General features: G+C 38.6%; 21 protein-coding genes. 9 read left to right on the plus strand and 12 right to left on the minus strand.

The genetic code is table 11. The features are described from left to right. Positions 1–4 precede the first annotated feature (4 nt). Together GQO80_RS02265 and GQO80_RS02270 are read left to right on the plus strand one after the other, a co-directional pair. On the plus strand, positions 5–1,921 hold the full coding sequence (locus GQO80_RS02265) for an OmpA family protein (protein ID WP_232333096.1): 1,917 nt from the start codon (positions 5–7) through the stop codon (positions 1,919–1,921). 58 nt (positions 1,922–1,979) lie between these two features. Next, positions 1,980–3,893, plus strand: a complete 1,914-nt coding sequence (locus GQO80_RS02270) for an OmpA family protein (RefSeq protein WP_157206602.1) — start codon at positions 1,980–1,982, stop codon at positions 3,891–3,893. A gap of 74 nt (positions 3,894–3,967) precedes the next feature. Here the strand turns inward: GQO80_RS02270 and GQO80_RS02275 are convergent, their stop codons facing one another. The 7 genes from GQO80_RS02275 to GQO80_RS02305 form a co-directional block, all read right to left on the minus strand. Next, positions 3,968–4,243 (minus strand): ATP-dependent Clp protease adaptor ClpS, encoded by a 276-nt coding sequence (locus GQO80_RS02275; RefSeq protein WP_157206604.1) that lies wholly within the window; start codon positions 4,241–4,243, stop codon positions 3,968–3,970. 138 nt (positions 4,244–4,381) lie between these two features. Then, positions 4,382–5,218: a 50S ribosomal protein L11 methyltransferase gene (prmA, locus tag GQO80_RS02280; RefSeq protein ID WP_157206606.1), complete on the minus strand. Its 837-nt coding sequence runs from the start codon at positions 5,216–5,218 to the stop codon at positions 4,382–4,384. A 245-nt stretch (positions 5,219–5,463) separates the two neighbouring features. Then, positions 5,464–6,213 (minus strand): triose-phosphate isomerase, encoded by a 750-nt coding sequence (gene tpiA, locus GQO80_RS02285; protein WP_157206608.1) that lies wholly within the window; start codon positions 6,211–6,213, stop codon positions 5,464–5,466. A 39-nt stretch (positions 6,214–6,252) separates the two neighbouring features. After that, the gene (locus GQO80_RS02290) at positions 6,253–6,744 is read right to left on the minus strand and encodes a TlpA family protein disulfide reductase (protein ID WP_157206609.1); all 492 of its coding nucleotides are present in this window, start codon (positions 6,742–6,744) and stop codon (positions 6,253–6,255) included. Between the two features lie 43 nt (positions 6,745–6,787). Further along, on the minus strand, positions 6,788–7,864 hold the full coding sequence (locus GQO80_RS02295) for an ABC transporter permease (RefSeq protein ID WP_157206611.1): 1,077 nt from the start codon (positions 7,862–7,864) through the stop codon (positions 6,788–6,790). Positions 7,865–7,962: 98 nt separating this feature from the next. Beyond that, the gene (locus GQO80_RS02300; RefSeq protein ID WP_157206614.1) at positions 7,963–9,078 is read right to left on the minus strand and encodes a BT_3928 family protein; all 1,116 of its coding nucleotides are present in this window, start codon (positions 9,076–9,078) and stop codon (positions 7,963–7,965) included. A gap of 86 nt (positions 9,079–9,164) precedes the next feature. After that, entirely contained in the window at positions 9,165–9,713 is a 549-nt protein-coding gene (locus GQO80_RS02305; protein WP_157206616.1) for a DUF1599 domain-containing protein, read from the minus strand. A gap of 148 nt (positions 9,714–9,861) precedes the next feature. Here GQO80_RS02305 and folP point away from each other — a divergent pair, with 148 nt between their 5' ends. Genes folP through GQO80_RS02320 form a run of 3 tightly spaced genes read left to right on the plus strand, consistent with a single transcriptional unit; the run spans position 9,862 to position 12,175 of the window. Then, the gene (gene folP / locus GQO80_RS02310) at positions 9,862–10,686 is read left to right on the plus strand and encodes a dihydropteroate synthase (protein WP_157206617.1); all 825 of its coding nucleotides are present in this window, start codon (positions 9,862–9,864) and stop codon (positions 10,684–10,686) included. A gap of 1 nt (position 10,687) precedes the next feature. Continuing rightward, a complete protein-coding gene (locus GQO80_RS02315) occupies positions 10,688–11,353 on the plus strand; it encodes a hypothetical protein (protein ID WP_157206618.1) in 666 nt (221 codons plus the stop codon). Between the two features lie 36 nt (positions 11,354–11,389). After that, on the plus strand, positions 11,390–12,175 hold the full coding sequence (locus GQO80_RS02320) for a diadenylate cyclase (protein WP_157206620.1): 786 nt from the start codon (positions 11,390–11,392) through the stop codon (positions 12,173–12,175). Here GQO80_RS02320 and GQO80_RS02325 read toward each other — a convergent pair. Together GQO80_RS02325 and truA are read right to left on the minus strand one after the other, a co-directional pair. Beyond that, entirely contained in the window at positions 12,172–13,941 is a 1,770-nt protein-coding gene (locus GQO80_RS02325; protein ID WP_157206622.1) for an ABC transporter ATP-binding protein, read from the minus strand. The genes GQO80_RS02320 and GQO80_RS02325 overlap by 4 nt on opposite strands. Then, entirely contained in the window at positions 13,941–14,684 is a 744-nt protein-coding gene (gene truA, locus GQO80_RS02330; protein ID WP_157206624.1) for a tRNA pseudouridine(38-40) synthase TruA, read from the minus strand. The genes GQO80_RS02325 and truA overlap by 1 nt, the downstream gene beginning before the upstream one ends. Before the next feature lie 90 nt (positions 14,685–14,774). Here truA and GQO80_RS02335 point away from each other — a divergent pair, with 90 nt between their 5' ends. Beyond that, the gene (locus GQO80_RS02335; RefSeq protein WP_157206625.1) at positions 14,775–15,272 is read left to right on the plus strand and encodes a metallophosphoesterase family protein; all 498 of its coding nucleotides are present in this window, start codon (positions 14,775–14,777) and stop codon (positions 15,270–15,272) included. A 214-nt stretch (positions 15,273–15,486) separates the two neighbouring features. On the opposite strand, the gene GQO80_RS02340 is transcribed toward GQO80_RS02335, so the two are convergent. After that, on the minus strand, positions 15,487–15,897 hold the full coding sequence (locus GQO80_RS02340; protein ID WP_157206628.1) for a DUF4293 domain-containing protein: 411 nt from the start codon (positions 15,895–15,897) through the stop codon (positions 15,487–15,489). A 195-nt stretch (positions 15,898–16,092) separates the two neighbouring features. Here GQO80_RS02340 and rho point away from each other — a divergent pair, with 195 nt between their 5' ends. From rho to GQO80_RS02355, 3 genes are all read left to right on the plus strand, one after another. Continuing rightward, the gene (gene rho / locus GQO80_RS02345; protein ID WP_157206630.1) at positions 16,093–17,784 is read left to right on the plus strand and encodes a transcription termination factor Rho; all 1,692 of its coding nucleotides are present in this window, start codon (positions 16,093–16,095) and stop codon (positions 17,782–17,784) included. 386 nt (positions 17,785–18,170) lie between these two features. Beyond that, positions 18,171–20,048: a DEAD/DEAH box helicase gene (locus GQO80_RS02350; RefSeq protein WP_157206632.1), complete on the plus strand. Its 1,878-nt coding sequence runs from the start codon at positions 18,171–18,173 to the stop codon at positions 20,046–20,048. Positions 20,049–20,149: 101 nt separating this feature from the next. After that, the gene (locus GQO80_RS02355) at positions 20,150–20,911 is read left to right on the plus strand and encodes a carboxypeptidase-like regulatory domain-containing protein (RefSeq protein ID WP_157206634.1); all 762 of its coding nucleotides are present in this window, start codon (positions 20,150–20,152) and stop codon (positions 20,909–20,911) included. 166 nt (positions 20,912–21,077) lie between these two features. Here GQO80_RS02355 and bshA read toward each other — a convergent pair whose 3' ends face one another. Both bshA and GQO80_RS02365 read right to left on the minus strand, forming a co-directional pair. After that, positions 21,078–22,211: an N-acetyl-alpha-D-glucosaminyl L-malate synthase BshA gene (gene bshA / locus GQO80_RS02360; RefSeq protein WP_157206636.1), complete on the minus strand. Its 1,134-nt coding sequence runs from the start codon at positions 22,209–22,211 to the stop codon at positions 21,078–21,080. A gap of 114 nt (positions 22,212–22,325) precedes the next feature. After that, entirely contained in the window at positions 22,326–25,241 is a 2,916-nt protein-coding gene (locus GQO80_RS02365; protein WP_157206638.1) for a glycoside hydrolase family 3 N-terminal domain-containing protein, read from the minus strand. Positions 25,242–25,269 lie beyond the last annotated feature (28 nt).

Consider the following 25,269-nt stretch of genomic DNA (forward strand, 5'->3'; position numbering starts at 1 on the left):
TTTTATGAACGTTAAAAATTACATATTAGTTTGTATCACAATAATGCTAAGTGTTTCTGTGTTTTCACAACAAGGAAAGCAAAAACGGGCAGACACCTTGTTTAATAAATTCTCGTTTGTAAAAGCTGCGGAAGTTTACAAAGAACTCATAGCAAACAAGTACAACGAAGACTATGCTACCCGAAAGCTGGCCGATTGCTATGCCCTTTTAAGAGACCCAAAAAATGCGTCGCGCTACTATAAAAAAGTGGTGGCACAAGAAAAAGTGCCCATTGAATATTATTATAGTTATGCACAATCGCTTCGAGGCATCAAAGACTATAAGGAATCTGAAGTTTGGCTTCAGCGTTTTAAGGACTCCGGGGGTGTTGTAAATGCCAACGATTTTTCAAAAGACGCCAATTTTATCACTAGCATTTTCAATGCAAAACAACAATATTTCCTCGATAAGGTCTATTTCAATTCAAAATTTAGCGATTTTGGTGCTTTTGAACAGAACGGAAAAGTCTATTTTACGTCTTCCCGCGATGAAGGTGTTGCCATCAAACGCCTTTATGGCTGGAACGAACAACCTTTTTTGGATGTTTATGTAACCGATGCCAAAACCAAAAGAAATGTTGACCATAGTGCCAAATTAAAGGGCGATGTAAATTCCATATACCACGATGGCCCCGTAACCATTACCAAAGATGGCCGTACCATGTATTTCTCGCGAAATAATTATAAAGACCAAATTGAGGCGAAGGACAAAAAAGGGCTTACCAACATGAAAATTTACAGAGCGACCCTACGCGATAGCATCTGGACCGATGTTGAAGATCTATCAATAAACAGCGATGAATTTTCAACCCAACATGCTGCATTAAACGTTGACGATACCAAACTGTATTTTGCATCCGACAGACCGGGAGGCCACGGCGGCTCGGATATTTGGGTAGTTAACATTTATCCCGACGGTTCCCTTAGGGATTTGCAAAATCTTGGAAGTGTTGTTAATACCGAAAGTGCCGAAGGGTTCCCTTTTATAAATAATGAAGGCACCTTATTCTTTTCATCCGATGGACATACCGGTTTGGGCCTACTCGATATTTTTGGCACCATTAAAGGTGAAAACGATGAAATTGTTGATGTTATAAATTTGGGCGTTCCCGTGAACTCAAATAAAGATGATTTTTCATTCACGATGAACCCCAACGGAATAACCGGTTATTTTGCTTCCAACCGACAAGGCGGACGTGGTGATGACGATATTTATGCCTTCCACCGAGTGCCCACATTGCAAGTTGAAGGGGTTGTAACCGATGCCATTAACACTAAGCCCGTCGCCAACTCCCTCATCACGCTATTTGATGACAAAGGCAATAAAATTGCAGATATGGTTACCGATGAAAATGGTTTTTACCAAATTAACATAGACAGGAACAAAGATTATAAAATTGTTGCAGGACAGAATAAATATATAGACGATTATAGAAATTTCACCTCAAAACATTTACAAACGGAATTAACAACCATCAAAGCCAATTTACTGTTGAACCCCAAACCCGACGTTGTTAAACTTGCCGAATTGAACACCATTTATTTTGATTACGACAAACACAACATCCGTAAAGATGCCGCTTTGGAACTTGATAAAATTGTTAAGTTGATGAATGTCGATTATCCTGAAATGGTAATCCGTATTGAATCGCATACCGATTCCAGAGGCGCACTTTCCTACAATGATAAGTTATCTATTGACAGGGCCAACTCAACCTATGAATACTTAATTTCTAAAGGCATTAAGCCCGAACGCATTACAGCCCACGAAGGCTTTGGTGAACGTAGATTGACCAATGGTTGCGAAGATGGTGCTAAATGCGAGGAAACCGATCATCAATTAAACCGTCGTACCCAATTCATCGTAGTTAAAATGGAATAAGAAGCACCAGCGTTTGATAGCAAACGCTATTTAGATTTTTAATTAAAATAAAGACCCCATGAGATTAAAAAACTACATAGTAACCAGCATCGTTTTAGCAGTTAGTTTTTCTGCTTCAGCGCAATCTGGTTTACAAAAAAAGGCAGATAACCTATTTAACAAATTTTCGTTTGTTCATGCTGCCCAAGCCTATAAGGAACTTATCTCAAAAAATGACAATGCCGATTATGCAACCCGCCAATTGGCCGATTGTTATGCCTACATGCGCAACCCAGACAGCGCGGTGGTCTATTATAAAAAAGCCGTTCAACAACCCAACGTGCCCAATTACTATTTCTATAATTATGCACAAGCATTGCGTGGAACCAAAGATTATAAAGAATCGCGAATATGGTTAAAACGCTTTAAAGATACTGGCGGCGAAATAAATGAATCTAAATTTTTAAAGGATGCCGATTTTATAAACAGCATCTTTAGCGCAAAACCACCATATAGCTTAAAAGAAGTAAAATTCAATTCAAAGTACAGCGATTTTGGAGCCTATGAAAAAAACGGAAACGTTTATTTTGTATCCTCTAGGGATGAAGGCGTTTTAACAAAGAACAACTACGGCTGGAACAATGAACCTTTTTTGGATATGTACGTGAAGTTAAAAAACGACACGGTGGTAAACACAAAATCGAAGATAAAAGGCGACATCAACACCCTTTACCATGAAGGGCCATTAACCATTTCAAAAGACGGAAAAACACTCTATTTTTCAAGAAACGACTTCAATAAACGGGTTTTAGGAAAAACCGATGCAGGCGTTACCAACTTAAAAATTTACAAGGCCACCCTCGTTGATGACGCATGGAAAAACATTCAGGAAGTACCATTCAACAGTCCCTCCTACTCCATAAGCCATCCCGCTTTAAATAGTGACAATACAAAGCTATATTTTGCATCCGATATGCCCGGAGGTTTTGGTGGCACCGATATTTATTACGTTGACATAAAAAGTGATGGTTCTTACGGCACGCCTCAAAACTTAGGAAACGTTATAAACACCAATAGAAATGAAAGTTTCCCTTTTTTAAATAATGAAGATGCCTTGTTCTTTTCTTCTGATGGACATCCTGGTTTGGGCTTGTTGGATGTATTCGGAACGGTTTCAGATGCCAACAAAATAGTAAGTGTTATCAATTTAGGAATGCCTATAAATTCCAGTAAAGACGATTTTTCATTTTTTATGAATGAAGACGGCCTATCCGGATATTTTGCATCAAACAGAGATGGAGGTGTGGGCAGCGACGATATTTATGCTTACAACAGAACGCCACAATTAAAAATTGAAGGAGTGGTTACCAATGCAGAAACAAACATGCCAATTGAAAACGCAACCGTTACTTTGTTTGACACCGCCAATAACCCCGTTGCAACTGTACAGACCGATGTTAATGGAAACTACGACATTACCATTGATAGAGACGCCGACTATACTTTGAATGTTAAAAAGGATGCATATCTTGATTCTTCCGTGCCAGTAACGTCGAAAAATATTGCAAAAAACGTTACAAGTATCTCTAAAAACGTGGCAATAAATCCAGAAAAAAATACGGTTACGCCTATTGCAGAACTGGAACCTATTTATTTTGATTTTAATAAATACGACATTCGCCATGATAGTACGTTAGAATTGGATCGCATTGTAAGTCTGATGAAAACCACCTACCCAAATATGGTCATTAAAATTGAGTCGCATACCGATTCTCGTGGTTCAACAGCATACAACCATGCCTTATCCGAAGAACGCGCCAAAGCCACTTATGAGTATTTAATTAACAAAGGAGTGAACCCTTCGCGAATAACAGCATATAAAGGTTTTGGGGAACAAAAATTAACAAATGGCTGCGATGGTTCAATACCTTGTACCGAAGCACAACATCAACTTAACAGACGCACCCAATTTATAGTTATTAAAATGGAGTAACACCCTTGAAAATTAGCAATAAAAAAACCACCAAAATTTAGGATTTTGGTGGTTTTTTTATTATGCTTAGGCCATTAAATAATTTCGGCACTTAAACCTGCTTCCTGCAACATGCTGCAACGCGGTTTTAAATCGTCGTAAAGACCTGTTTTTACTGTACATTTCCCTTTATAATGCACCAAAAGTGAGCATTGTTCGGCTTGTTCTGCCGTATGATCACAGGCATAGATTAGCGTTTCGATAACATGGTCGAAGGTATTTACGTCGTCGTTATACAACACAATTTCATTTTGGGTCAATAACCCTTCTTCTACCAGTAATTGTTCTAAGGTTTTTTCTTTAGTGCTCATGGTTTCTATTCTTAAAACGTTTGTTGCCCTGTTGTTTATCGGTTTATAGTTTTATAAAGTTGAAATTTTATGGGGTTATGAGAATTAAATTAACTTTTAACTTCTAATATTTTATTTCTAACTTCAAAAAACTACCCACTAATTTAAAAATTTTAAGGCAACCCAATGGTTTTTTTCTAATTTTTCAACAAATTTTAACGCATAATTTTCGCACGCTTCCTGTATAACGGAACAATCGTCGTTGTAAAACCCACTTAAAAATAGAAGTCCGTTTTTGTTCAAACAAGCCACATAGGCTTCCATATCATTCAACAAAATATTACGGTTGATATTGGCTATGATAATATCGTATTTTTTATCTTTTAAAACGCTGGCATCGCCTTCGATAACCGTAATATGGCTACACTTATTACGCTCCACATTTTCAATACTGTTCAAATAGCACCAATTATCATAATCGATGGCATCAATGGGTTTTGCGCCTTTTTTTTCGGCCAAAATCGCTAAAACACCCGTGCCGCAACCCATATCCAATACCGATTTATTGGTAAAATCATTTTTTAAGATATGCTGAATCATCATGTGCGTGGTTTCGTGGTGCCCGGTTCCAAAACTCATTTTTGGTTCGATGATGATATCGTATTTGGTATTGGGTTTTTCGTGGAATGGTGCGCGAACGGTACAAATGCCATCAACAACAATTGGGTTGAAGTTTTTTTCCCATTCTTCGTTCCAGTTGGTTTGTTCAATCTCGCTGAACGTGAAATCTATTTTGAATTCTTCTGAATTTAAAATTTGAACATCGTCGAGTATGGAGGCGTTCCATACGTTTTTTTGAATGTAGGCCGTAACGCCTTCATCTGTTTCAACAAAACTTTCAAAACCTGCGTAACCAAGTTCTGCAATAAGTATTTCGGTACCGGGTTGCAAGGGTGTTACTTTAAACTCGTAGCCGATATATATTAAATTGGACATGATTATTTACGATTTTTTGTTTTACGGATTTTTGATTGAAGTTGTGCGTTTGCGTTAGGGATTGGAGTGAAAATCCTTTTTTAAAAATACTAAATAGCTGTGACTATTTTTAGAAATTGCCTCAATAAATACATGTTTACTGAGGCAATACGATGGTTTTTTAAAAAAGATTGTAACGTAAAGCCCGACCCTTGGGTAACGCCAAAAAAATTCACTTCTTTAAGGAACTGATAAATTAATTGAATTTAGAACGCGTTTACGATGGCGAAAAAATCGTTAGCATTCAATGCTGCACCGCCAATCAAGCCCCCATCTACATCTGGTTTCGAGAAAATTTCTTGGGCATTATTGGGTTTTACGCTGCCACCGTACAAAATGGACACGCTGTTTGCCAAATCGTTGCCGTATTTGTTTGCCAAGGTTTTACGGATAAAAGCGTGCATATCCTGTGCTTGCTCCGGAGTGGCGGTTTCGCCCGTGCCAATGGCCCAAACAGGTTCGTAAGCCAACACGATATTTTTAAATGCAGAAGCTTCTAAATGGAATAAGGCGTTTTTAATTTGGCCTTCCACAATGTTTTCGTGGTTTCCAGATTTTCTATCGGCCAAAACCTCGCCAAAACAGAAGATAACGCGCAAATGATGCGCTAGGGCGGTATCGACTTTTTTTGCGAGAATGGTATCGGTTTCCCCAAAATATTCACGACGCTCGCTGTGACCTAAAATAACGGTTTTTACACCAACGCTCTTTAACATGCTGGCACTTATTTCGCCTGTATAAGCGCCATTTTCGGCAAAGTGCATGTTTTGTGCAATTACTTCAATGGTATCGTCCTTTAAGGTTTGGTAGGCTTGCCATAAATTGGTAAAAGTTGGCGCTATCATCACTTCGGCGTTTGATGTTTTTGTTTGGTTTTTTAAACTTGTAATCAATGTTTCGGTTTGTGCCAGATCATTGTTCATTTTCCAGTTTCCTGCTACAATTTGTTGTCTCATTTTGAATTTACCCTTATTTGCGAGGGAATTTATTAATAGTTATTTTAAAAATTTTATAAGTTGCTCATCATCAGCCTCAATGGCCTTGAATAATTTTATGTTCCCGTTTTGGTCGATAACCATGTACCGCGGTATCCAATCTAATTGCACGAATTCCCCAAAAGGGCCTTTCCAACCCGATTGCATAAAGTAGTGCTCGCCGTTTACATCGTATTTTTCGATACCTTTTTTCCAGGCCTCTTGGGTTTTATCTAAAGATAGAAACACATAATTTACATTAGGAAATTGTTGTTGCAATGCTTTAACTTTTGGCATGCCTTTAATGCAATCGCTACACCAGGATGCCCAAATATCAACGATTGTTGTTTTGCCTTTATTGGTTTCCAAAATAGCTTTAAATGTTGTAGTAGCACCATCAAGCGTTATAAAAGTGTCGTTTAAAGCTGCTTCGGAAAATTGGGTGGGTTTTTCCTGTGCTTTGCAGCCTAAAAAGCTGAATGAGAAGATTAGTATGTATTTGAATATTTTCATTTTCCTTTTTTTAGAGTTTGCTGCTTTCGCAGGAACTGCAAAATTACTGAAGTTTTACTTTAGGGTCTAACCAAACGTAAATTATATCGACAAAAATATTAATAATGATGAATAATAACGCGATCACTAAAACCGAACCCATAATTACGGGCAAGTCTAAGGTGTTTAGGGCATTTACAATTTCTTTTCCCAAACCATTCCAACCAAAAATATATTCCACAAAAACGGCACCTGCCAACATGGATGCAAACCACCCCGAAATAGCCGTAACCACAGGGTTTAGGGCGTTTTTAACCGCATGCCGTTTTATAATTTGAAACTCACTTAACCCTTTGGCCCTTGCGGTACGGATGTAATCTTGATTGAAAACTTCGAGTAACGAATTACGCATAAGTTGGATAACAACCGCCAACGGGCGAATGCCTAAAACAATGGCTGGAAGTAGCAGGTTTTTTAATTTTAAATGGTTGGATTCGCCATAATCATCGAGTTCGTAAAGACTGCCCGTCATTTCCAAATGGGTGTATTTATGCAGTATGAAACCAAAAAACCACGCAAATAAAATGGCACTGAAAAAGGAAGGCACGCTCATACCAAAGGTACTGAAAATCTGGATGGTTTTATCGAGCCATCGGTCTTTAAAAAGTGCTGAGATAATACCTAAAAAAATGCCCAATAGCATGGCTATTACAATTGCTGAAACCGCCAGAACAAAGGTATTTGGCAAGGTTTCAGCCAAAACCGCACTTACTTTTTTGCCCTGTTTGGTAAACGATTCGCGCAAATAAGGAAATTTTAAAACTAGGGTTGTGTTTCCTATCGCGAATAGTTTTATCGCGCTATATTTTCCCGGTCTCAAATAGGTATAATCCCCGGTATTTTTTGAATGAAGGGAAATGGGCGATAAATCATTCAAATAATAAAAATATTGGGTACTTACCGGCTTATCGAAACCATATTTTTGTTTTACGATGGCCAATTGGGCACTATCTTCATTTTGGCCCAACATCATTTGTGCCGGATCGCCCGGTAGTACATTAAACAAAAAGAAAATAACGCTTACCACTCCAAACAAGGTGAGCATTGCATAAGTGATTTTATTTAATAGATAGCTTATCAGTTTGTAGAATGGTTATTTGGTTATGGGTTATTTGCTCAACTGCAAATCTTTTATCATTAACAGATTAGTTGTACGAAGTAACTTTTAACTTTTAATTTTTAACTTTTAACTTTTAACAGTAGCTTCAAATCTTCAAGATCGTTCCAATGCACTTTTTGCTTTACCGTACCTTTGTGCAATTCTAAAATTCCGGGGTTGGAGCGTACCACGGTTTTAAGGGCTTTTTCATCGCATAAATAAAAATCGAAATTTAACTGGTACTGTTTTTTTATACGTTCTTTTTCGGCATCGCCCGAAGCTGTTAAACCAATTACTTTATAGCCTTTTTTCAATGCAGCATCTGAAAAGGTTTTTAATTTATCGGCTCCGGCTTTTTCCATGTGCTCCAAGCTATATGAAACAATGATGATGAGATTTTGTTCTGAAAGGAATTGTTGCGTTAAATCGTCCCCATCTGAATTTTCAATCGAAAAATCGACAACAGGTGGTTGATAGCCTTCACTTATAACCTTAGTGTCCACACTTAAAAACTCGCCATCAACCGATGGGTAAGTGCCAGTTGTGGTGATAATTTTTTCCTTTCCGTCCACCTTAAATTTCCAATAATACTCTACCACAGGTTTTGGTGCATTTTCGGGTATGCTCATCCCTTCTCGTATGTTGTTGCCTATTTTATACGCTCTAAAATCAATAACAGGCAAATGCATCAATACGTGGTAAGCCAACCAGAAACTAAAGATAAAACTTAGAGATGCTAAAATAGTGATTTGTAAGTTGTTGAACACCGGTTTAATGTGCTTAACCCCAAAAAATAAAATGAGTATAAAAAACAAGAGCACCACGTCTTTGGTGAAGCTTCCCCAAGGAGTTAGCTTTAGGGCATCGCCAAAGCATCCGCAATCCTTAACCTTATCGAAATAGGCAGAGTAAAAGGTTAGAAACGTAAAAAACACAATCATAAGCAACAAACTCCACACCGTGAACTTGGGTTTGTAGCCAATAAGTAAAAACACCCCTAAAATAACCTCAAACACCACCACCAATACCGAAATCATGAGTGCATAAGGCTCTAAAAACGGGATGTTTAGAACTTCAACACTAAAATATTCTTGCAGTTTATATGAAAAACCAAGTGGGTCGTTCAATTTTATCAATCCTGAAATGATGAATAAAACACCTACAAAGATTCTGGATATGCTTACTAAATATTTCATAACTTTTTTCTTTCCTACGAAAGCAGGAATCTTTTAAATTGAAACTCACTCTTTATAATGGATTCCTGACTTTGCAGGAAATACTATCATTTAGCCTGGTTTTCTTCCAGCAAAATCATAGCAAAAACCGCATAATTTACCATATCCTGGTAATTGGCATCAACCCCTTCGCTAACTTGGGTGGTTCCTGCATTATTTTCAATGGATTTAACGCGCAACAACTTTTGCAAAATCAAATCGGTTAAACTGCTTACCCGCATATCGCGCCATGCTTCGCCATAATCGTGGTTTTTGTCTTCCATTAATTTTTTGGTGGCAGCCACCTGTTTTTCGTATAGTGCGATGGCCTCTTTGGATGAGATATCCGGTTTTTCAACCACCCCTTTTTCCAACTGAATCAGGGCCATAATACAATAATTAATGATACCAATAAACTCGCTCACTTCATCTTCATCTACCTTTCTAACGGCATTTTGTTGTAGTCCTCGAATACGCTGTGCTTTTATGAAAATTTGATCGGTAAGCGAAGGCAACCGCAAGATGCGCCATGCACAACCGTAATCGGCCATTTTTTTAACAAATAAACTTTTGCAGTTTGCAATAACGGCATCATATTGCTTTGAAGTATCTTGCATGAAATGTATTGAATTTTGCGTAAATTTCGTTTAAATTGTTTAAAGTTCAAAAGTTTAATGTTTAAAGTTTTCATAACTCTTTTTGATGTTTCAGATTTAAAGTATTAGGTTTGGAATTTAGAACATAAACTATTGGAATTTTAGCGTTATGACCATTAATTGCAAAGGAAAACTCATCGACCTGTCGTTGCCAAAAGTGATGGGAATTTTAAACCTCACCCCCGATTCCTTTTACGATGGCGGTAAGTTTTTAAACGAAACGGCCATTCTAAAGCAAGTGGAAAAAATGCTTCTTGAAGGCGCTACATTTATTGATATGGGTGCTTGCAGTTCGCGCCCAAACGCAGACCATGTAAGCGAAACTGAAGAATTAAACCGCATTTTGCCTGTTGTAAAGTTAATCTTGAAGTCGTTTCCTAATGCCTTAATTTCAATAGATACCTTTAGAAGCGAAATTGCAAAACAAACCGTTGAAGCAGGTGCTGCTTTGATTAATGATATTTCGGCCGGAAAATTAGACGATAATATGCTGCCAACCGTTGCCAAATTGCGCGTGCCCTATGTTATAATGCACCTTAGGGGTACACCTCAAACCATGCAACAACACACTAATTATGAAAACATTACAAAAGAAGTCTTGTTTTATTTTTCTGAACGCATCAGGGAAGCCCAAGCGTTGGGGATGCTAGATATTATTATAGATCCGGGGTTTGGGTTTTCAAAAACATTGGAGCAAAATTTTGAGCTATTGAACAATCTGGAATTATTTAAAATGGTAAACAAGCCCCTGTTGGTTGGGGTTTCCAGAAAATCGATGGTTTATAAAAAATTGGGGGTTACAGCAAACGATGCCTTAAACGGCACCACCGTTTTAAATACCATAGCGTTGCAAAAAGCAGCGGCCATTTTACGGGTGCACGATGTAAAAGAAGCCATGGAAACCATTAAATTAGTAGAATCTTTAAAACCTTAAAATGAAATCTACATTACTTTTATGTTGGGTACTCTTTATTTTTTCCTGTGGAAAAGAAAAAGTAATTCAACTGCCCGAAATACACCATGCTGATGTTTCAACATTGGAGGATGTTTCTGCGGCTTATCTGTTTTATGATGATACTAAAACGGACAAAGTGGACCTGAACAGAAAAAACTTGATTACTACCACCAATTGGTTAATTAACGTAGACAAACGATTTACGTTAAAACAAGTAATTCCACACATTCAATTTTTACAGGAGAAAAAAGGAAACGCAGGCCATAAGAATGAAAGTGCCAAAAACTACTTTACGTGCAACGATGTTAGTAAGAAAAATCTTGGATTTATCGAGTTTACCCATGTTGTTTACCATACCGAAGAGGCCGAAACAGTACTTGAAGACCAATACAGTATCGCCGTTATGGATTTGAGCGACATTATAATTTTCTCGCCAGATGAATATGAATATAAAACCAATATCAAAAATTTAGTGAAGGTTCTTAATAAAAAAAGTTCCCAAAATGAAGAAAACAAAATCTACCATCTTTCTTTCAATGCCCAGTTATCATTTCAATATTACATCACGATAAAATCAGAACTTTCTAAATGGGATGCTAAAAACGTGTCCATTTCAAACCACGAATATATTTTTAACGCGCCATAACACATATTTTATTAAATTTACCAAAACCCCAATACTTTGGAAATTTTTAACGACCTCTTAAAATTCTCGGTAGTTGATGTCATTGATGTTATCCTGGTAGCACTCCTACTCTATTACATCTACAAGCTTATAAAAGGTACTGTTGCCATTAACATTTTTATTGGTATCATCATCATTTATTTGGTGTGGCGACTTACCAATTTTTTAAACATGGAATTGCTGTCCAGCATTTTTGGGGGCTTTATGAAGGTGGGCATTATCGCGCTCATCGTGGTATTTCAACCGGAAATCCGTAAGTTTTTGTTGATGGTGGGCTCTACTAATTTTAGCCGACGCGGTAAGTTTTTAAAACAGCTTAAATTTTTAAAAACCGAAAACACCGATGAAACCAATGTAGATGCCATTTTATCGGCGTGTGTTAAAATGGGAAGTTCTAAAACAGGGGCCTTAATTGTTTTTGAACGGAATAACAATTTAGACTTTTTAAGCACTACGGGCGATGAAATGAATATAAAAGTAACCCAGCCTATTATTGAAAGTATTTTTTTTAAAAACAGTCCATTGCACGACGGTGCTATTATTGTTAGCAACAATATTGTAAAGGCAACCCGCGTAATATTACCTGTTAACAATGAAAAAACCATTCCAAAACGCTTTGGGTTACGCCATAGGGCTGCCATTGGAATAACCGAAAAAACCGATGCCTTGGCCATTGCGGTAAGTGAGGAAACAGGCCATATTTCCTATTTTAAGGATGGGGAATTTGTGGTGTTTGACGATATAGACCAACTTAACCTAATGATTAAAAAGGATTTGGCCTAAAGCGCTTCCTCCTTTAAAAACTGCACTTCATATAAATTTTTATAATAGCCGTTTTCTTTTTTAAGAAGTTGGGCGTGGGTACCTTCCTCAACAATGTTGCCGGCATCCATAACTATTATTTTGTCTGCTTTTTTTATGGTAGCCAGTCGGTGGGCAATTACAATGGAGGTTCTGCCATTGGTCATTTTATCGGTGGCATTTTGAATGAGCTGTTCCGAATGCGAATCGACGGACGAGGTCGCTTCATCCAAAACCAAAATACTGGGGTTGGTTACATAGGCCCGCAAAAACGAAATGAGCTGCCGCTGGCCCGAAGAGAGCATCACCCCGCGTTCCTTTACATTGTAGTGGTAGCCACCCGGTAAACTGGCTATAAAATCGTGTACGCCTATATCTTTGGCGGCAGTGATTACTTGGGCTTCGGTTATTTTAGGATTATTTAGCGTGATGTTATTCATAATGGTATCGGCAAACAGAAATACATCTTGAAGAACCACAGCAATTTGTGTGCGTAAGGATGCCAAGGTAACTTGTTTGATATCCATACCATCAATAGCAATAACGCCTTTATTAATTTGGTAAAAACGGTTCAGCAAATTAATGATGGTCGATTTTCCGGCTCCCGTTGCGCCAACTATGGCAACGGTTTCACCCGGTTTCACCTCAAACGAAATGCCTTTTAAAACCGCTTCATCTTCCACATAATTAAAAAAAACCTTATCAAAGGTAATGTTGCCCTTAAAATGTTCGGCTATATGGGTGCCATTATCGTCAATTTGCGAAGTGGTATCTAAAATTTTAAATACACGGTTTGCCGCCACCATACCCATTTGCAGGGTATTAAAATTATCGGCCATTTGGCGTAAAGGCCTGAATAACATCGGGATAAACATCACAAACGCAATTAAATCACCTTGCGAAACTTCGGTGCCTTTCAATACAATGTTCAAACCGCCGTACCATGCCACCAAACCAATGCTGATGGAGGAAACCAAATCGGCCAACGGAAAGAAAATGGAATTATACCAAACCGTTTTTAACCAGGCCTTTTTATGGCGCTCGTTTATAACGGTAAAGTTTTTATAATCAATTTTTTCACGGGTAAACAATTGCAGGATCTTCATCCCTGTAAGGCGTTCCTGTACAAATGAATTCAAATTGGATACTTCATTTCTAACCTCTTCAAAGGTAACTTTCATATATTTTTGAAAAATACGGGTGGCGTACATTAATAAAGGCAACATGATGAACACGATGAAGCTCAAGCGCCAATTAATATAAACCATCACCCCAAAAACCACCACCATGGCCAGTAAATCCCTAAAAATAGTGAATAATCCTTGACCAAAAATATCGGCGATTCGTTCCATATCGGTAACTGCCCGGGTAATGAGCACACCAACCGAGGAATTGTCGTAATATTTCATTTTAAAACTAAGCAAATGGTTGAACAGCTTCACGCGTACATCCATCACCAAATTTTGCCCCAACCAAGCCGCATAATAAATAAAAGCCAACTGGAATATGGTTTGAAGAATTAAAACCGCAAACATAACCATTACATAAAACAGAAAACTTTTGGGTTCTTTAACGGCTATGCTATTATCTATGGCGTATTTGGTAATGTAAGGTGTTGCCGTTGTAAATATGGCCAAAAGTATAACCAGTACCAACAACCCATAAAAGATGCCCTGGTAGGGTTTTATGTATTGAAACAAGCGTTTAAACAATCTATAATCGAAAATATTTTCTTTTTCTTTGGCCATTATAATTTTATAGCGTTTGGATATTCAATTTTGGTTAAATAAAGCGCATGGGCAGGTACCGAAAACCCAGCTTCCCGTCTGTTTTTAGATTTAATAATGGCATGCAAATCTTCAACCTGCAACTTGCCTAAACCTATTTGTACCATGGTACCTACAATGGAACGTACCATATTTCTTAAAAAACGATTGGCTTTGATAGTAAAATGAAGTTCGTCGTCCTCAAAAAACCATTCGGCCTGCATCAATTCACAATTATAGGTTTTCACATCGGTATTTACTTTTGAAAAACATTGAAAATCGCGATACTGAAATAATATTTTTGTAGCTTCCTTCATTTTTTCAACATCCAAATTCAGTTTCACATAATACGCCGAAGCAAAATTAAACACATTTTTTTGCAACGAAATTCGGTACAGATACGTTCTACTTATCGCATCAAATCGGGCATGTGCGGTTTCTTTCACCTTAAAAACAGCATGTATGGCAATATCGTTCGGCAAAAATGAATTTAGTTTGTAGATCAAATCTGCTTCATTAAAAACAACATCCGTATCAAAATGGGCAAACATTTGTTTAGCGTGCACGCCTGTATCGGTTCTGCCAGCGCCCACGGTACTTATGGGCGTTTTTAAAAGCAACAACAGCCCTTTTTCAAGAACTTCTTGCACGGTTAAGGCATTGGGCTGATTTTGCCAACCATTATAAGCAGCACCATGATAAGAAAATTCTATAAAATATCGCAATTTGTTTTTTATACTTTTGTTGAAAGTGCAAAGATAAGTAGATTTACGTCGCGATAGCTATCGGGATTAAATTTACGATTAACATTTTATATGACAAACATACTTCTTCTTTCGGATACGCACGGTTACATGGATGCCAACATACTAAAATATGTACAACAGGCCGATGAAGTTTGGCATGCGGGCGATATTGGCGATTTGAAAGTGACCGACGCCATTAAAAAACTAAAACCTTTAAGAGCGGTTTACGGGAATATTGATGGTACCGAAATACGCTCGGAATTCCCAGAAAACAATCGGTTTATTTGTGAAGATGTAGAGGTTTGGATAACGCACATTGGCGGTTACCCTGGTGCTTATAACATTCGGGTTCGTGAGGAGATTAGAATAAATCCACCAAAACTGTTTATCTGCGGACATTCGCATATACTAAAAGTGATGCCTGACAAAAAATTGAATTTACTACACATGAACCCTGGTGCGGTTGGTAAACATGGGTTCCATAAGGTTAGAACCATGCTTCGTTTTACTATTGATGGTTCTAAAATTGATAACTTAGAAGTAATTGAGTTTGAAAAACGCCATTGATACCATCATTTTTTTAAAAACCAATTTTTATTGGTTGTTTAATTTGCGTTAGGGATAGAAGTGAAAAGCCCACAGCTCTCCCGATAGCTATCGGGAGAGCGAGGACTTGTAACGTATAGCCCGACCCTTGTGGTAACGCCCAAACAATAAAACTAAAAAACCCAAAGCTTTCACTCTGGGTTTTAACGCACTAATACTACTAAGATATAAGGTTTTATCGCAATCGATCTACAGATTTTACGAGATCTTCATCCTTCTTGATGGCCTTATTGGCTAGGGCCAAAAACACGATAGAAACAATAGGAAGAAACATCCCAATACCTTTCTCAGAAACCGCCGTTTCTCCAGATACATTTAGAGATTGATACACAAAAAATCCTAGTAAAATAAAGTTTAATATGATGTTGAGTCGCCCCAAAATAAACTGCGACTTCCTGTTTTTATACTTAAAAATTGCAATTAAAGATAATAATGCAGAGCCTAAAAAAAGACTTAAATACAGCAAATTATCCTTGGCATACACTACAACCTCGTTATTGGTAACCCATAAATGCCATACAAATATAAAGCCAGCCGAAACTAGGGCTGCAATTAAAAGATAGACGGTTTGGATGCGCTGTAACATATTGCTATATAATGCCGGTGCACAAAAATAATAGTTTCTTTTATAAAATTAGTGTAAAAAAATAAAATTAAAGTTGTATAATTGCATAAAATTCTCAACACCCACAAGTAGAGGTTGTTAATTCTTCAGAATAAAATCAATTTTTTTCAGAACAACTCAAAATTTATATTCAAAACACACATTCAATAAACATTTATGTTTGAAATTTCTCAATTAAACGAAAAAAAGCTGTCTGATTTACAAGAGATAGCACAAAAACTGAACGTCCCAAAGTTTCGTTCCCTAAAAAAATCCGATCTTGTTTACCAAATTTTAGATCACCAAGCAGCAAACCCCAAAGCGGTTGAAGCCGTTATAGAGCCAAAACCTGAAGCCGCAGAAAGTACCCCAGAAAAAAAAGAACCAAAAAAACCACGGCAGCGCGTTATCAAACCTGTAAAGAACACTCCAGTTAAACAAGAACCAAAGGCCGCAAAAGAACCAAAAGCTGAAATAACTGAAGCAACCAATACGCCTACCGCCGAAAACAAGACCGAACCAAAACCCCAAAACACACCAAAGCAAAAAAACCAAAACGAGCGCCAAAACGACAACCAACAAAAGCAGCCTCAAAAAAGAGAGCATAACCAGCCCCAAAAGAACCAAAACCCAAATCAAAATCCTAACCAAAACCAAAATCCAAACCAACATAAAAACCAAAAAAATGGTAATATAAACGTTGATGCAGGCAATAAGGATACTAGAAACCGCTACCGCGAGCCCGATTTTGAGTTTGATGCCATTATTGAGAGCGAAGGCGTTTTAGATATTATGCAAGATGGATACGGCTTTTTGCGCTCATCCGATTACAATTATTTATCATCGCCCGATGATATTTATGTATCACAGTCGCAAATAAGATTGTTTGGACTAAAAAAGGGCGATACCGTTCTGGGCAACGTAAGGCCACCAAAAGAAGGCGAAAAATATTTCCCACTAATAAAGGTAACCAAAATTAACGGACAAAAACCCGAAGTGGTGCGCGATCGCGTCTCTTTTGAGCACTTAACACCCTTATTCCCAAAAGAAAAATTCAACATTGCCGAAAAACAAAGCACTATTTCCACGCGCATCATGGACTTGTTTTCACCCATCGGAAAAGGCCAACGCGGTATGATTGTATCGCAACCAAAAACAGGTAAAACCATGTTGCTTAAAGATGTGGCAAACGCCATTGCCGCCAATCATCCGGAAGTGTATTTAATGATTTTACTCATCGATGAACGCCCCGAAGAGGTTACCGATATGCAACGCAATGTACGAGGCGAGGTAATCTCATCAACTTTCGATAAAGAAGCGCACGAGCACGTTAAAATTGCCGATATCGTTCTTGAAAAGGCCAAACGCTTGGTTGAATGTGGGCACGATGTGGTAATATTGTTAGACTCCATCACCCGTTTGGCACGCGCCTACAACACCGTACAGCCCGCATCGGGCAAAATATTGAGTGGTGGTGTCGATGCCAACGCACTGCACAAACCAAAACGCTTTTTTGGCGCCGCACGTAACATCGAAAATGGTGGTTCGTTAACCATTATCGCAACCGCTCTTACCGAAACAGGCTCTAAAATGGACGAGGTTATTTTCGAGGAATTTAAAGGCACCGGTAACATGGAGCTTCAATTGGACAGAAAAATATCCAACCGCCGTATTTTCCCTGCCATCGACTTAACGTCCTCAAGCACCCGTCGCGACGATTTACTACTGGACGAAAACACCATACAACGCATGTGGGTAATGCGCAAATACCTTGCAGACATGAACCCCGTTGAGGCTATGGAATTTATAAACGAACGCTTCAAACAAACCAGAAACAACGAAGAATTTTTAATATCCATGAACGGATAATACACTAACTAAACATTAAACTAAACCAAAAAGCCTTAACAAACAAATAGTTAAGGCTTTTTTTATGGCGTTACCACAAGGGTCTCGCTTTACGTTCATAGTTTTGGCTCGATGCGGCCGCTCGCCAAAAGCTAACCACTACAATCGCTAACGCAACTATCGCTTCCAATTCAAAATTTTACCTCATAGTTAACCCTTTCAGGTTTTTAAACCCTGAAAGGGTTAATAGCAAAATAATCAATTCAGCACTAGGTAGTTTCAAATAAAAACGTACCTTTGCCGCTTGAAATTCCTCAGGGTGAGGATGTGTTACTAGAAGTTTAGGTTTATTAAGTCGATACGCTTCTTGTTTAACACGACATAAACCATCGAATACTTATAAACGAATGAACACATTCCAAGATTTAGGTCTTAATGACGACCTTTTACATGCCATTACCGATTTAGGCTTTACAACCCCCAGCGAAGTACAAACCAAAGCCATTCCCATTTTACTGGAATCGGATACCGATTTAGTAGCACTTGCCCAAACCGGCACCGGAAAAACAGCGGCCTTTGGTTTCCCAATGCTGCACAAAATAAATGTGGATAGCCGCACCACACAAGGCTTAATTCTTTCGCCAACCCGCGAACTTTGCCTACAGATTACCAACGAAATGAAACTTTATGGCAAGTACTATAAAGGCCTGAACGTGGTAGCTGTTTATGGTGGTTCCAGTATTACCGACCAAGCAAGGGAAGTAAAAAAAGGGGCACAAATTATTGTAGCTACACCGGGCCGAATGAAAGACATGATTAACAGAAAATTGGTTGACATCTCAAAAATTGAGTATGCTGTTTTAGATGAAGCCGACGAAATGTTGAACATGGGCTTTAAGGAAGATATTACCGATATACTTTCCTTCACGCCCCAAGAAAAAAACACCTGGCTATTTTCAGCAACCATGCCGCGCGAAGTTGCTGCCATCGCAAAAAACTTTATGCGCAAGCCACAGGAAATTACGGTGGGCAACAAAAACGAAAGTACCAATCAGGTATCGCACGAATATTATTTGGTGAATTCACGCGACCGCTATGATGCCTTAAAACGTTTGGCAGATGCCAACCCCGATATTTTTTCGGTTGTATTCTGTCGCACAAAAAACGACACCCAAAAAGTAGCAGAGCGTTTAATTGAAGACGGGTACAGTGCCGGTGCCCTCCATGGCGATTTAAGTCAAAACCAACGCGATTTGGTGATGAATTCCTTCAGGAAAAACCAAATCCAAATGCTTGTCGCTACCGATGTGGCAGCACGTGGCATTGATGTAGATGACATTACACACGTTATAAATTACCAACTTCCCGATGAAATTGAAACCTACACCCACCGCTCAGGGCGTACAGGACGCGCTGGAAAAACAGGCGTTTCCATGGTTATCGTTTCAAAAAGTGAAGTGCGTAAAATAAAAAGTATTGAGCGCATTATCAATAAAGCGTTCCAGAAAAAAGACATCCCAGATGGCATGGAAATTTGTGAAGTGCAATTAATGTCGCTTGCCAATAAAATCCATAACACGGCGATTAATCCCGAAATTGAAAAATACCTGTCCAGCATCAATGAATTGTTTGAAGACACCAGCAAGGAAGAACTTATCAAGAAATTCTTTTCAGTTGAATTCACGCGTTTCTTCAACTATTACCAAAAATCCAAAAACCTGAACGTTTCCGATGCCGATTTCCGTGATAGGGATGGCGCACGTGATGGCGGTCGCGAGTTTAAAGGGGGCTCCGATTCTACCCGTTATTTTATAAACGTGGGGAGTAAGGACGGTTTTGACTGGATGAAATTAAAAGACTTTTTAAAAGAAGTGCTTGAACTGGGTAGGGACGACGTTTTTAAGGTGGAAGTTAAAGATAGCTTCTCGTTTTTCAATACAGAAAATGAATTAAAAGACAAAGTGTTGGCATTTTTTACCGATTATAAGCATGAAGGCCGCTTTGTAAATGTTGAAGTTTCTGAAAACCGCGGCGGCGGTGGCAAACGTTCAGACAGGTTTAGCGGTGGAAAACGTGAAAGAAGAAGTGACGACAGACGCTCAGGTTCCAGAGGCGATTCGGGAAACAGACCCGACAGAAGAAGCAGTAGCGACGCCAAACCAAGGCGCTCGGGCGATTTCAAACCCAACACCAATGGCGCTCCCAATAGGGCTGCAAGACGTGCTGGAGGCAACTTCAAACCAACCGATTCGGCCATTTCAAAACCCAGACGTTCCCGACGTTAATCGCCTTTTTGTTAATATTAAGTCAAAATAAACTCAGAAATTTATTATTAATCTTTTGTTTAGTACTTTTATAACCCACGAAGCATTAACCAATTCATGATATGAAGTACTTCCTATATTTATTTTTATTTATTTCGGCCGCTGCAGTGGCACAAGATTTAGATAAAGCTACGGGAGTGGTCGTAAATGCTTCTACCGGCGATGTATTGGAGAGCGTAAACATTGTAAACCTTAACCAAGTGGTTGGTACCGCTACCAATAGTAAAGGTGAATTTAAAATTTCGGCAAAAGCGAACGATACCCTGCATTTTTCGTACTTGGGTTTCAAATCGATAAAAGTTAGGGTTACCAACGACTGGCTTAAATTTGGAAGTTCCAAAATTGAACTAACCGAATTAGCACTCGCGCTTGAAGAAGTAGTTGTAAACCAACTAAAATTAACGGGGTATTTAGAAGTTGACATTAAGCAAGTGCCCATTATCAATAACAATTACCGTTATAGCATTTCCGGATTGCCCAGTACGGGTTATGAGGCATCTTCACCGGGAGCGGTGACCAAAATTATGGGTTCCATTTTTAATCCGGTCGATTTTTTGCACCGCATGTTTGGCAAAAACCCCAACGAGATGCGAAAATTGAAAAAAATGAAACAGGATGATGAAATTAGAAACCTGTTGGCTACCCGTTTTGACCGTGAAATGCTTATGGTTTTGCTACAAGTTGACCGAATAGACCTGGATGAAATTGTAAGTCAGTGCAACTATTCAAAAAGTTTTATTCAAACGGCCAACGATTTGCAGATTTTAGATGCCATAAGCGAATGTTACGAAGAGTTTAAAATACTAAACCGCAGTAGAAATTAAGTATCTGTAATCTGGAAAAAAAATTTATTCCTATAGAACAAACAGAATCAGCAAGATAATCATCATGGCACCTAAAGTAATTTAGATGCCATTTCCAAAAATCTCAAATTTTTATTGATTTCATGAACTTGCTTAGTGATGTATTCCAGATATATCTTAAATACAGTTAAACCATGCATTTTGCCAAGGTATCTTCATAAATAACTTCGTATTGCGGTACAATGGTATGCAAATCGTATTTTTTTGCAGTGTTTCTTGCATTGGCTTTAAAGGTTGCCAAGCGTTCCGGATCGCTCAAAATATATAGGGCGTTTTTGGTCATATCGCCTATATCGCCCACATCGCTTAAAAACCCCGAAACGCCATGAATATTAACTTCAGGAATTCCCCCTGTGTTGCTAGAAATAACAGGAACGCCAGATGCCATGGCTTCTAAAGCGGCCAAACCGAAGCTTTCTGTTTGCGATGGTAATAAAAACAAATCGCTAAAACACAATATCTTATCGATTTCGTTACTTTTTCCGAAGAAAATAACCTTATCCAAAATGCCCAATTCCTGACAGCGGTATTCTATCTGTTCCCGCTCGGGCCCTTCGCCAATAAGCATTAACTTTGCGGGCATTTCCTTTTGAATGTTATAGAAAATGCTGATAACATCCTGCGAACGCTTCACGGGACGTAAGTTACTGATGTGCGTAATGATTTTTTCATCCTCTTTCGCCATCATTCCACGTTGGCAATCTGAAAATTTATGGGCGTATTTTTCTAAATCTATAAAATTATGTACAACACTAATTTCATTTTTTATATCGAACAAACGCATGGTATCTTTCTTTAAACTTTGTGATACCGCTGTTACCGCATCCGATTTATTGATGCTAAACGTAACGGCCGTTTTATAAAACGGATGACTGCCCACAAGGGTTATATCGGTACCATGTAAGGTTGTTACAATGGGGATATAAATACCTAAATCTTCCAACATTTTTTTGGCCATATAAGCGGCATACGCATGCGGAATGGCATAGTGTACATGTAAAATCTCTATTTTGTGGAGTTTAACCATGTCAACCAATTTGCTTGACAAGGCCAGTTCGTAGGGTTGGTAATGAAACAGCGGGTATTCGGGAACGTTCACTTCATGGTAATGCACGTTATTGCTTAGCAGTTCCAAACGCACCGGTTGGTTGTAGGTTATAAAATGGATTTCATGCCCGCGTTTTGAAAGTTCCAAGCCCAATTCTGTGGCAACCACGCCACTTCCCCCAAAAGTGGGGTAACACACTATTCCTATTTTCATATATTTTATTCTGAATTTAAAGATGTTATCGTGAGAAAATAGTGAGAAGCGTTACCCAATTATCTTCCGTCTTTCATCTCATGTCTATTGTCTATATTCTGTTGTTTATTGTCCTTATTCAATAATCGCTTCGTAAATTAAGCGCTGTATTTCTGTTCTAATATTCGATTTCAATAGGGCATTATCTCCTGCATTGGGGTAGGTTCTATTGGCTAAGAACACATACACGATTTCTTTTTCAGGGTCTGCCCAAGCATAGGTTCCCGTAAAACCTGAGTGCCCAAAACTGCTAAGCGATACACAGCCACAGGTTGGGCCATCTTCGCCTAACTGTGGTTTATCAAACCCGATGCCCCTTCTGTTGCCTTTTTCACAAAAATAACAGGTATTGAATTTATCGAGTGTTTCTGGTTTAAAATAGCGTTTTCCACCATAAAAGCCTTTTTGAAGGTACATTTGCATAATTTTAGCAACATCGTTGGCATTGCTGAATATACCTGCATGCCCGCCAATACCGTTTTGCATGGCAGCACCCATATCGTGCACATAACCACGAATCTCTTGATGCCTGTAATAATCGTCAATTTCGGTGGGAATAATTTTACTGCTGCTTATTTTATGGTATGGGTTGTACATAGTATGGTTTGCGCCTAACGATTTATAAAAATGATCTTCAGCAAGAACATCCAATGTTTGGTCGTAATAGTTCTCAATATATTTCTTTAAAATGTAATAAGGTAAATCGCTATACTTATAGGCAAGCTTATCCAATAGTTTGGAATCTTTGATGATTTTTTGAATGGAATCTTGATAATCGGAGCGTAAATATAAATTATTGGCCACTTCAATATTGAATTTTTGGCTACGTTCCTTTCTATAATATTTTTCGCTGGGAAGTTTTGTATCGCCATCCAAGGTATGCAAATAGAAAGGTTCCCATGGTTTTAGGCGTGCATAATGCGATAACATGCTTTTTAATGTGATGTTTGCCTTATTTGATTTTTTATAGCTTGGTAGCATTTGTGAAAGCTTGGTATCTAAACTTACCACCCCTTTTTCTTCCAGTTCCATGAGCAACGGCAAGGTAGCCAGTATTTTGGTAAGGGAAGCTACATCGTAAATAGCATCGTCGGTAACCAATTCTTTCCCTTCGTAAGTGGGTTTTCCGAAGTTTTTGCTATAAAACACCTTCCCTTTTCGTGCTATAACCAATTGAATACCGGGCGTCATCATACCATCTACGGCCGATTGCGCCATGGCATCTATTTTTTTTAATTTTTCAGAATCCATACCAACACGTTCGGGAATGGTATAGCTTAAACGAGCTAAATATTTGGTTGAAATCCCTTCGCCCGCTTTAAAATAGGTACCAATGGAAACGGGCAACACCCCTTTGGCCTCTATGCCGCCAAAAATAAGTTGTGCCGATTTTTGTTGAGCGATAATACTGTTTTGGTAGCTCACCACAATAGCCTCAATATTTTCAATCGTTGCTAAATCAGAAAGTGCGTAAGGTTTCACAAACGCATCAAGAATAACGGTGTGCGTTCTGGCTATTTCATATAACCAGGTTAATTCGGTTTCTGTAAATTGGTACGCTTTCCAAGGTGTTTCGTTGGAATTGTGCAAACCTACAATCACGGTATTATAATCCTGTAATTTCGCCATAAGCTCGTCCAACATGGTCGCTTCAACCACATGTACTTTGGTGTATTTTTTCAGTTCATCCAAAAAAGCGCTGCCATCATCACTTCCCATCTTAACATAAGCAATGTTTTTTTCTTCCAAATGACTCAAGGGCAATACCTCTTGTTTGTTTTTTACAACGGTAATGGCATTTTCCAACAGTTCTTCATAAAGGATATTATCTTCCAATCGATTCAAGTCGCCCGACAAATTACTTAAGCCAACAGGTTCGTAGCGGTTTAAGCCTACCTTGTATTTTGCTAGTAGAATTTTTTTGACCGAATGTTCCAAACGGGCTTCGGTAATGGTGCCATTGGTGTAGGCATCCATGAGTGCGGTAACGCCAACGCCAACATCTTCTGGCATGAGCAGCACATCGTTTCCTGCCTGAAACGCAGCCAAATCGATAGCTCCTTTTTCTTTAAAATTGGATGCGCCCTTCATGGTTAATGCATCGGTAAAAATCAAACCGTTAAAACCCAATCGTTCCTTTAAAATGGTGGTAACAATTTGTTTTGATAAGGAAGAAGGATAGCCCGATGGCTCCAAGCTAGGTACGTTTAAATGGGCTACCATTACACTTGAAAGTCCGTGGTTGATTAATTTTTTATATGGATACAATTCAACCGAATCAATCCGTTTTTCGTTAAAACTGATGGTTGGCAAGGTTTTATGGGAATCTTGATCGGTATCGCCATGTCCGGGAAAATGTTTCGCACTTGCCAAAACACCCGCGTTTTGCATGCCTTTCATAAATGCCGCAGCTTTTTCGGTAACATTATCCCTATCTTCCCCAAACGACCGATTGCCAATTATGGGGTTTAACGGATTGGTGTTAATATCAACTACCGGGGCAAAGTTAAAATGAACCCCTAGGCGTTTACAGTGTTCACCTATGTGCTTGCCCACGCGTTCAATTAAAGCATTGTCCTTTATGGCACCAAGCGTCATGTTCCAAGGGAAGGAGTAGGTAGAATCCAAGCGCATGCCCAAGCCCCATTCCGCATCCATACCAATCAATAACGGTATTTTAGAAAGTGACTGCAATTCATTATTCAATTTAGCTTGCCTTACTGGGCCACCCAACGAATAAATCAAGCCCCCAATACGGTAATCGCGTATCAATTTTACAATTTTATTCTTGGCAATCGTATCTTGATTGGACATAACCTGTACCATGAATAACTGCCCTACCCGTTCTTTTAAAGTCATGGATGCATACACGCTATCAACCCATTTTTGTTGTGCTTTGGCATCAATAGAAATTAATGGGTTGACTGAAATTTGTGCAAAGGTTGAAAGGCTTGTATATAGAAAAACTACTGATAATAGAATTTGACGCATATTTAAGGATGGATTAAGCAATATATTG

The sequence above is a fragment of the Mariniflexile maritimum genome, assembly GCF_009746565.1.
Classification (GTDB): Bacteria; Bacteroidota; Bacteroidia; order Flavobacteriales; family Flavobacteriaceae; genus Mariniflexile; species Mariniflexile maritimum.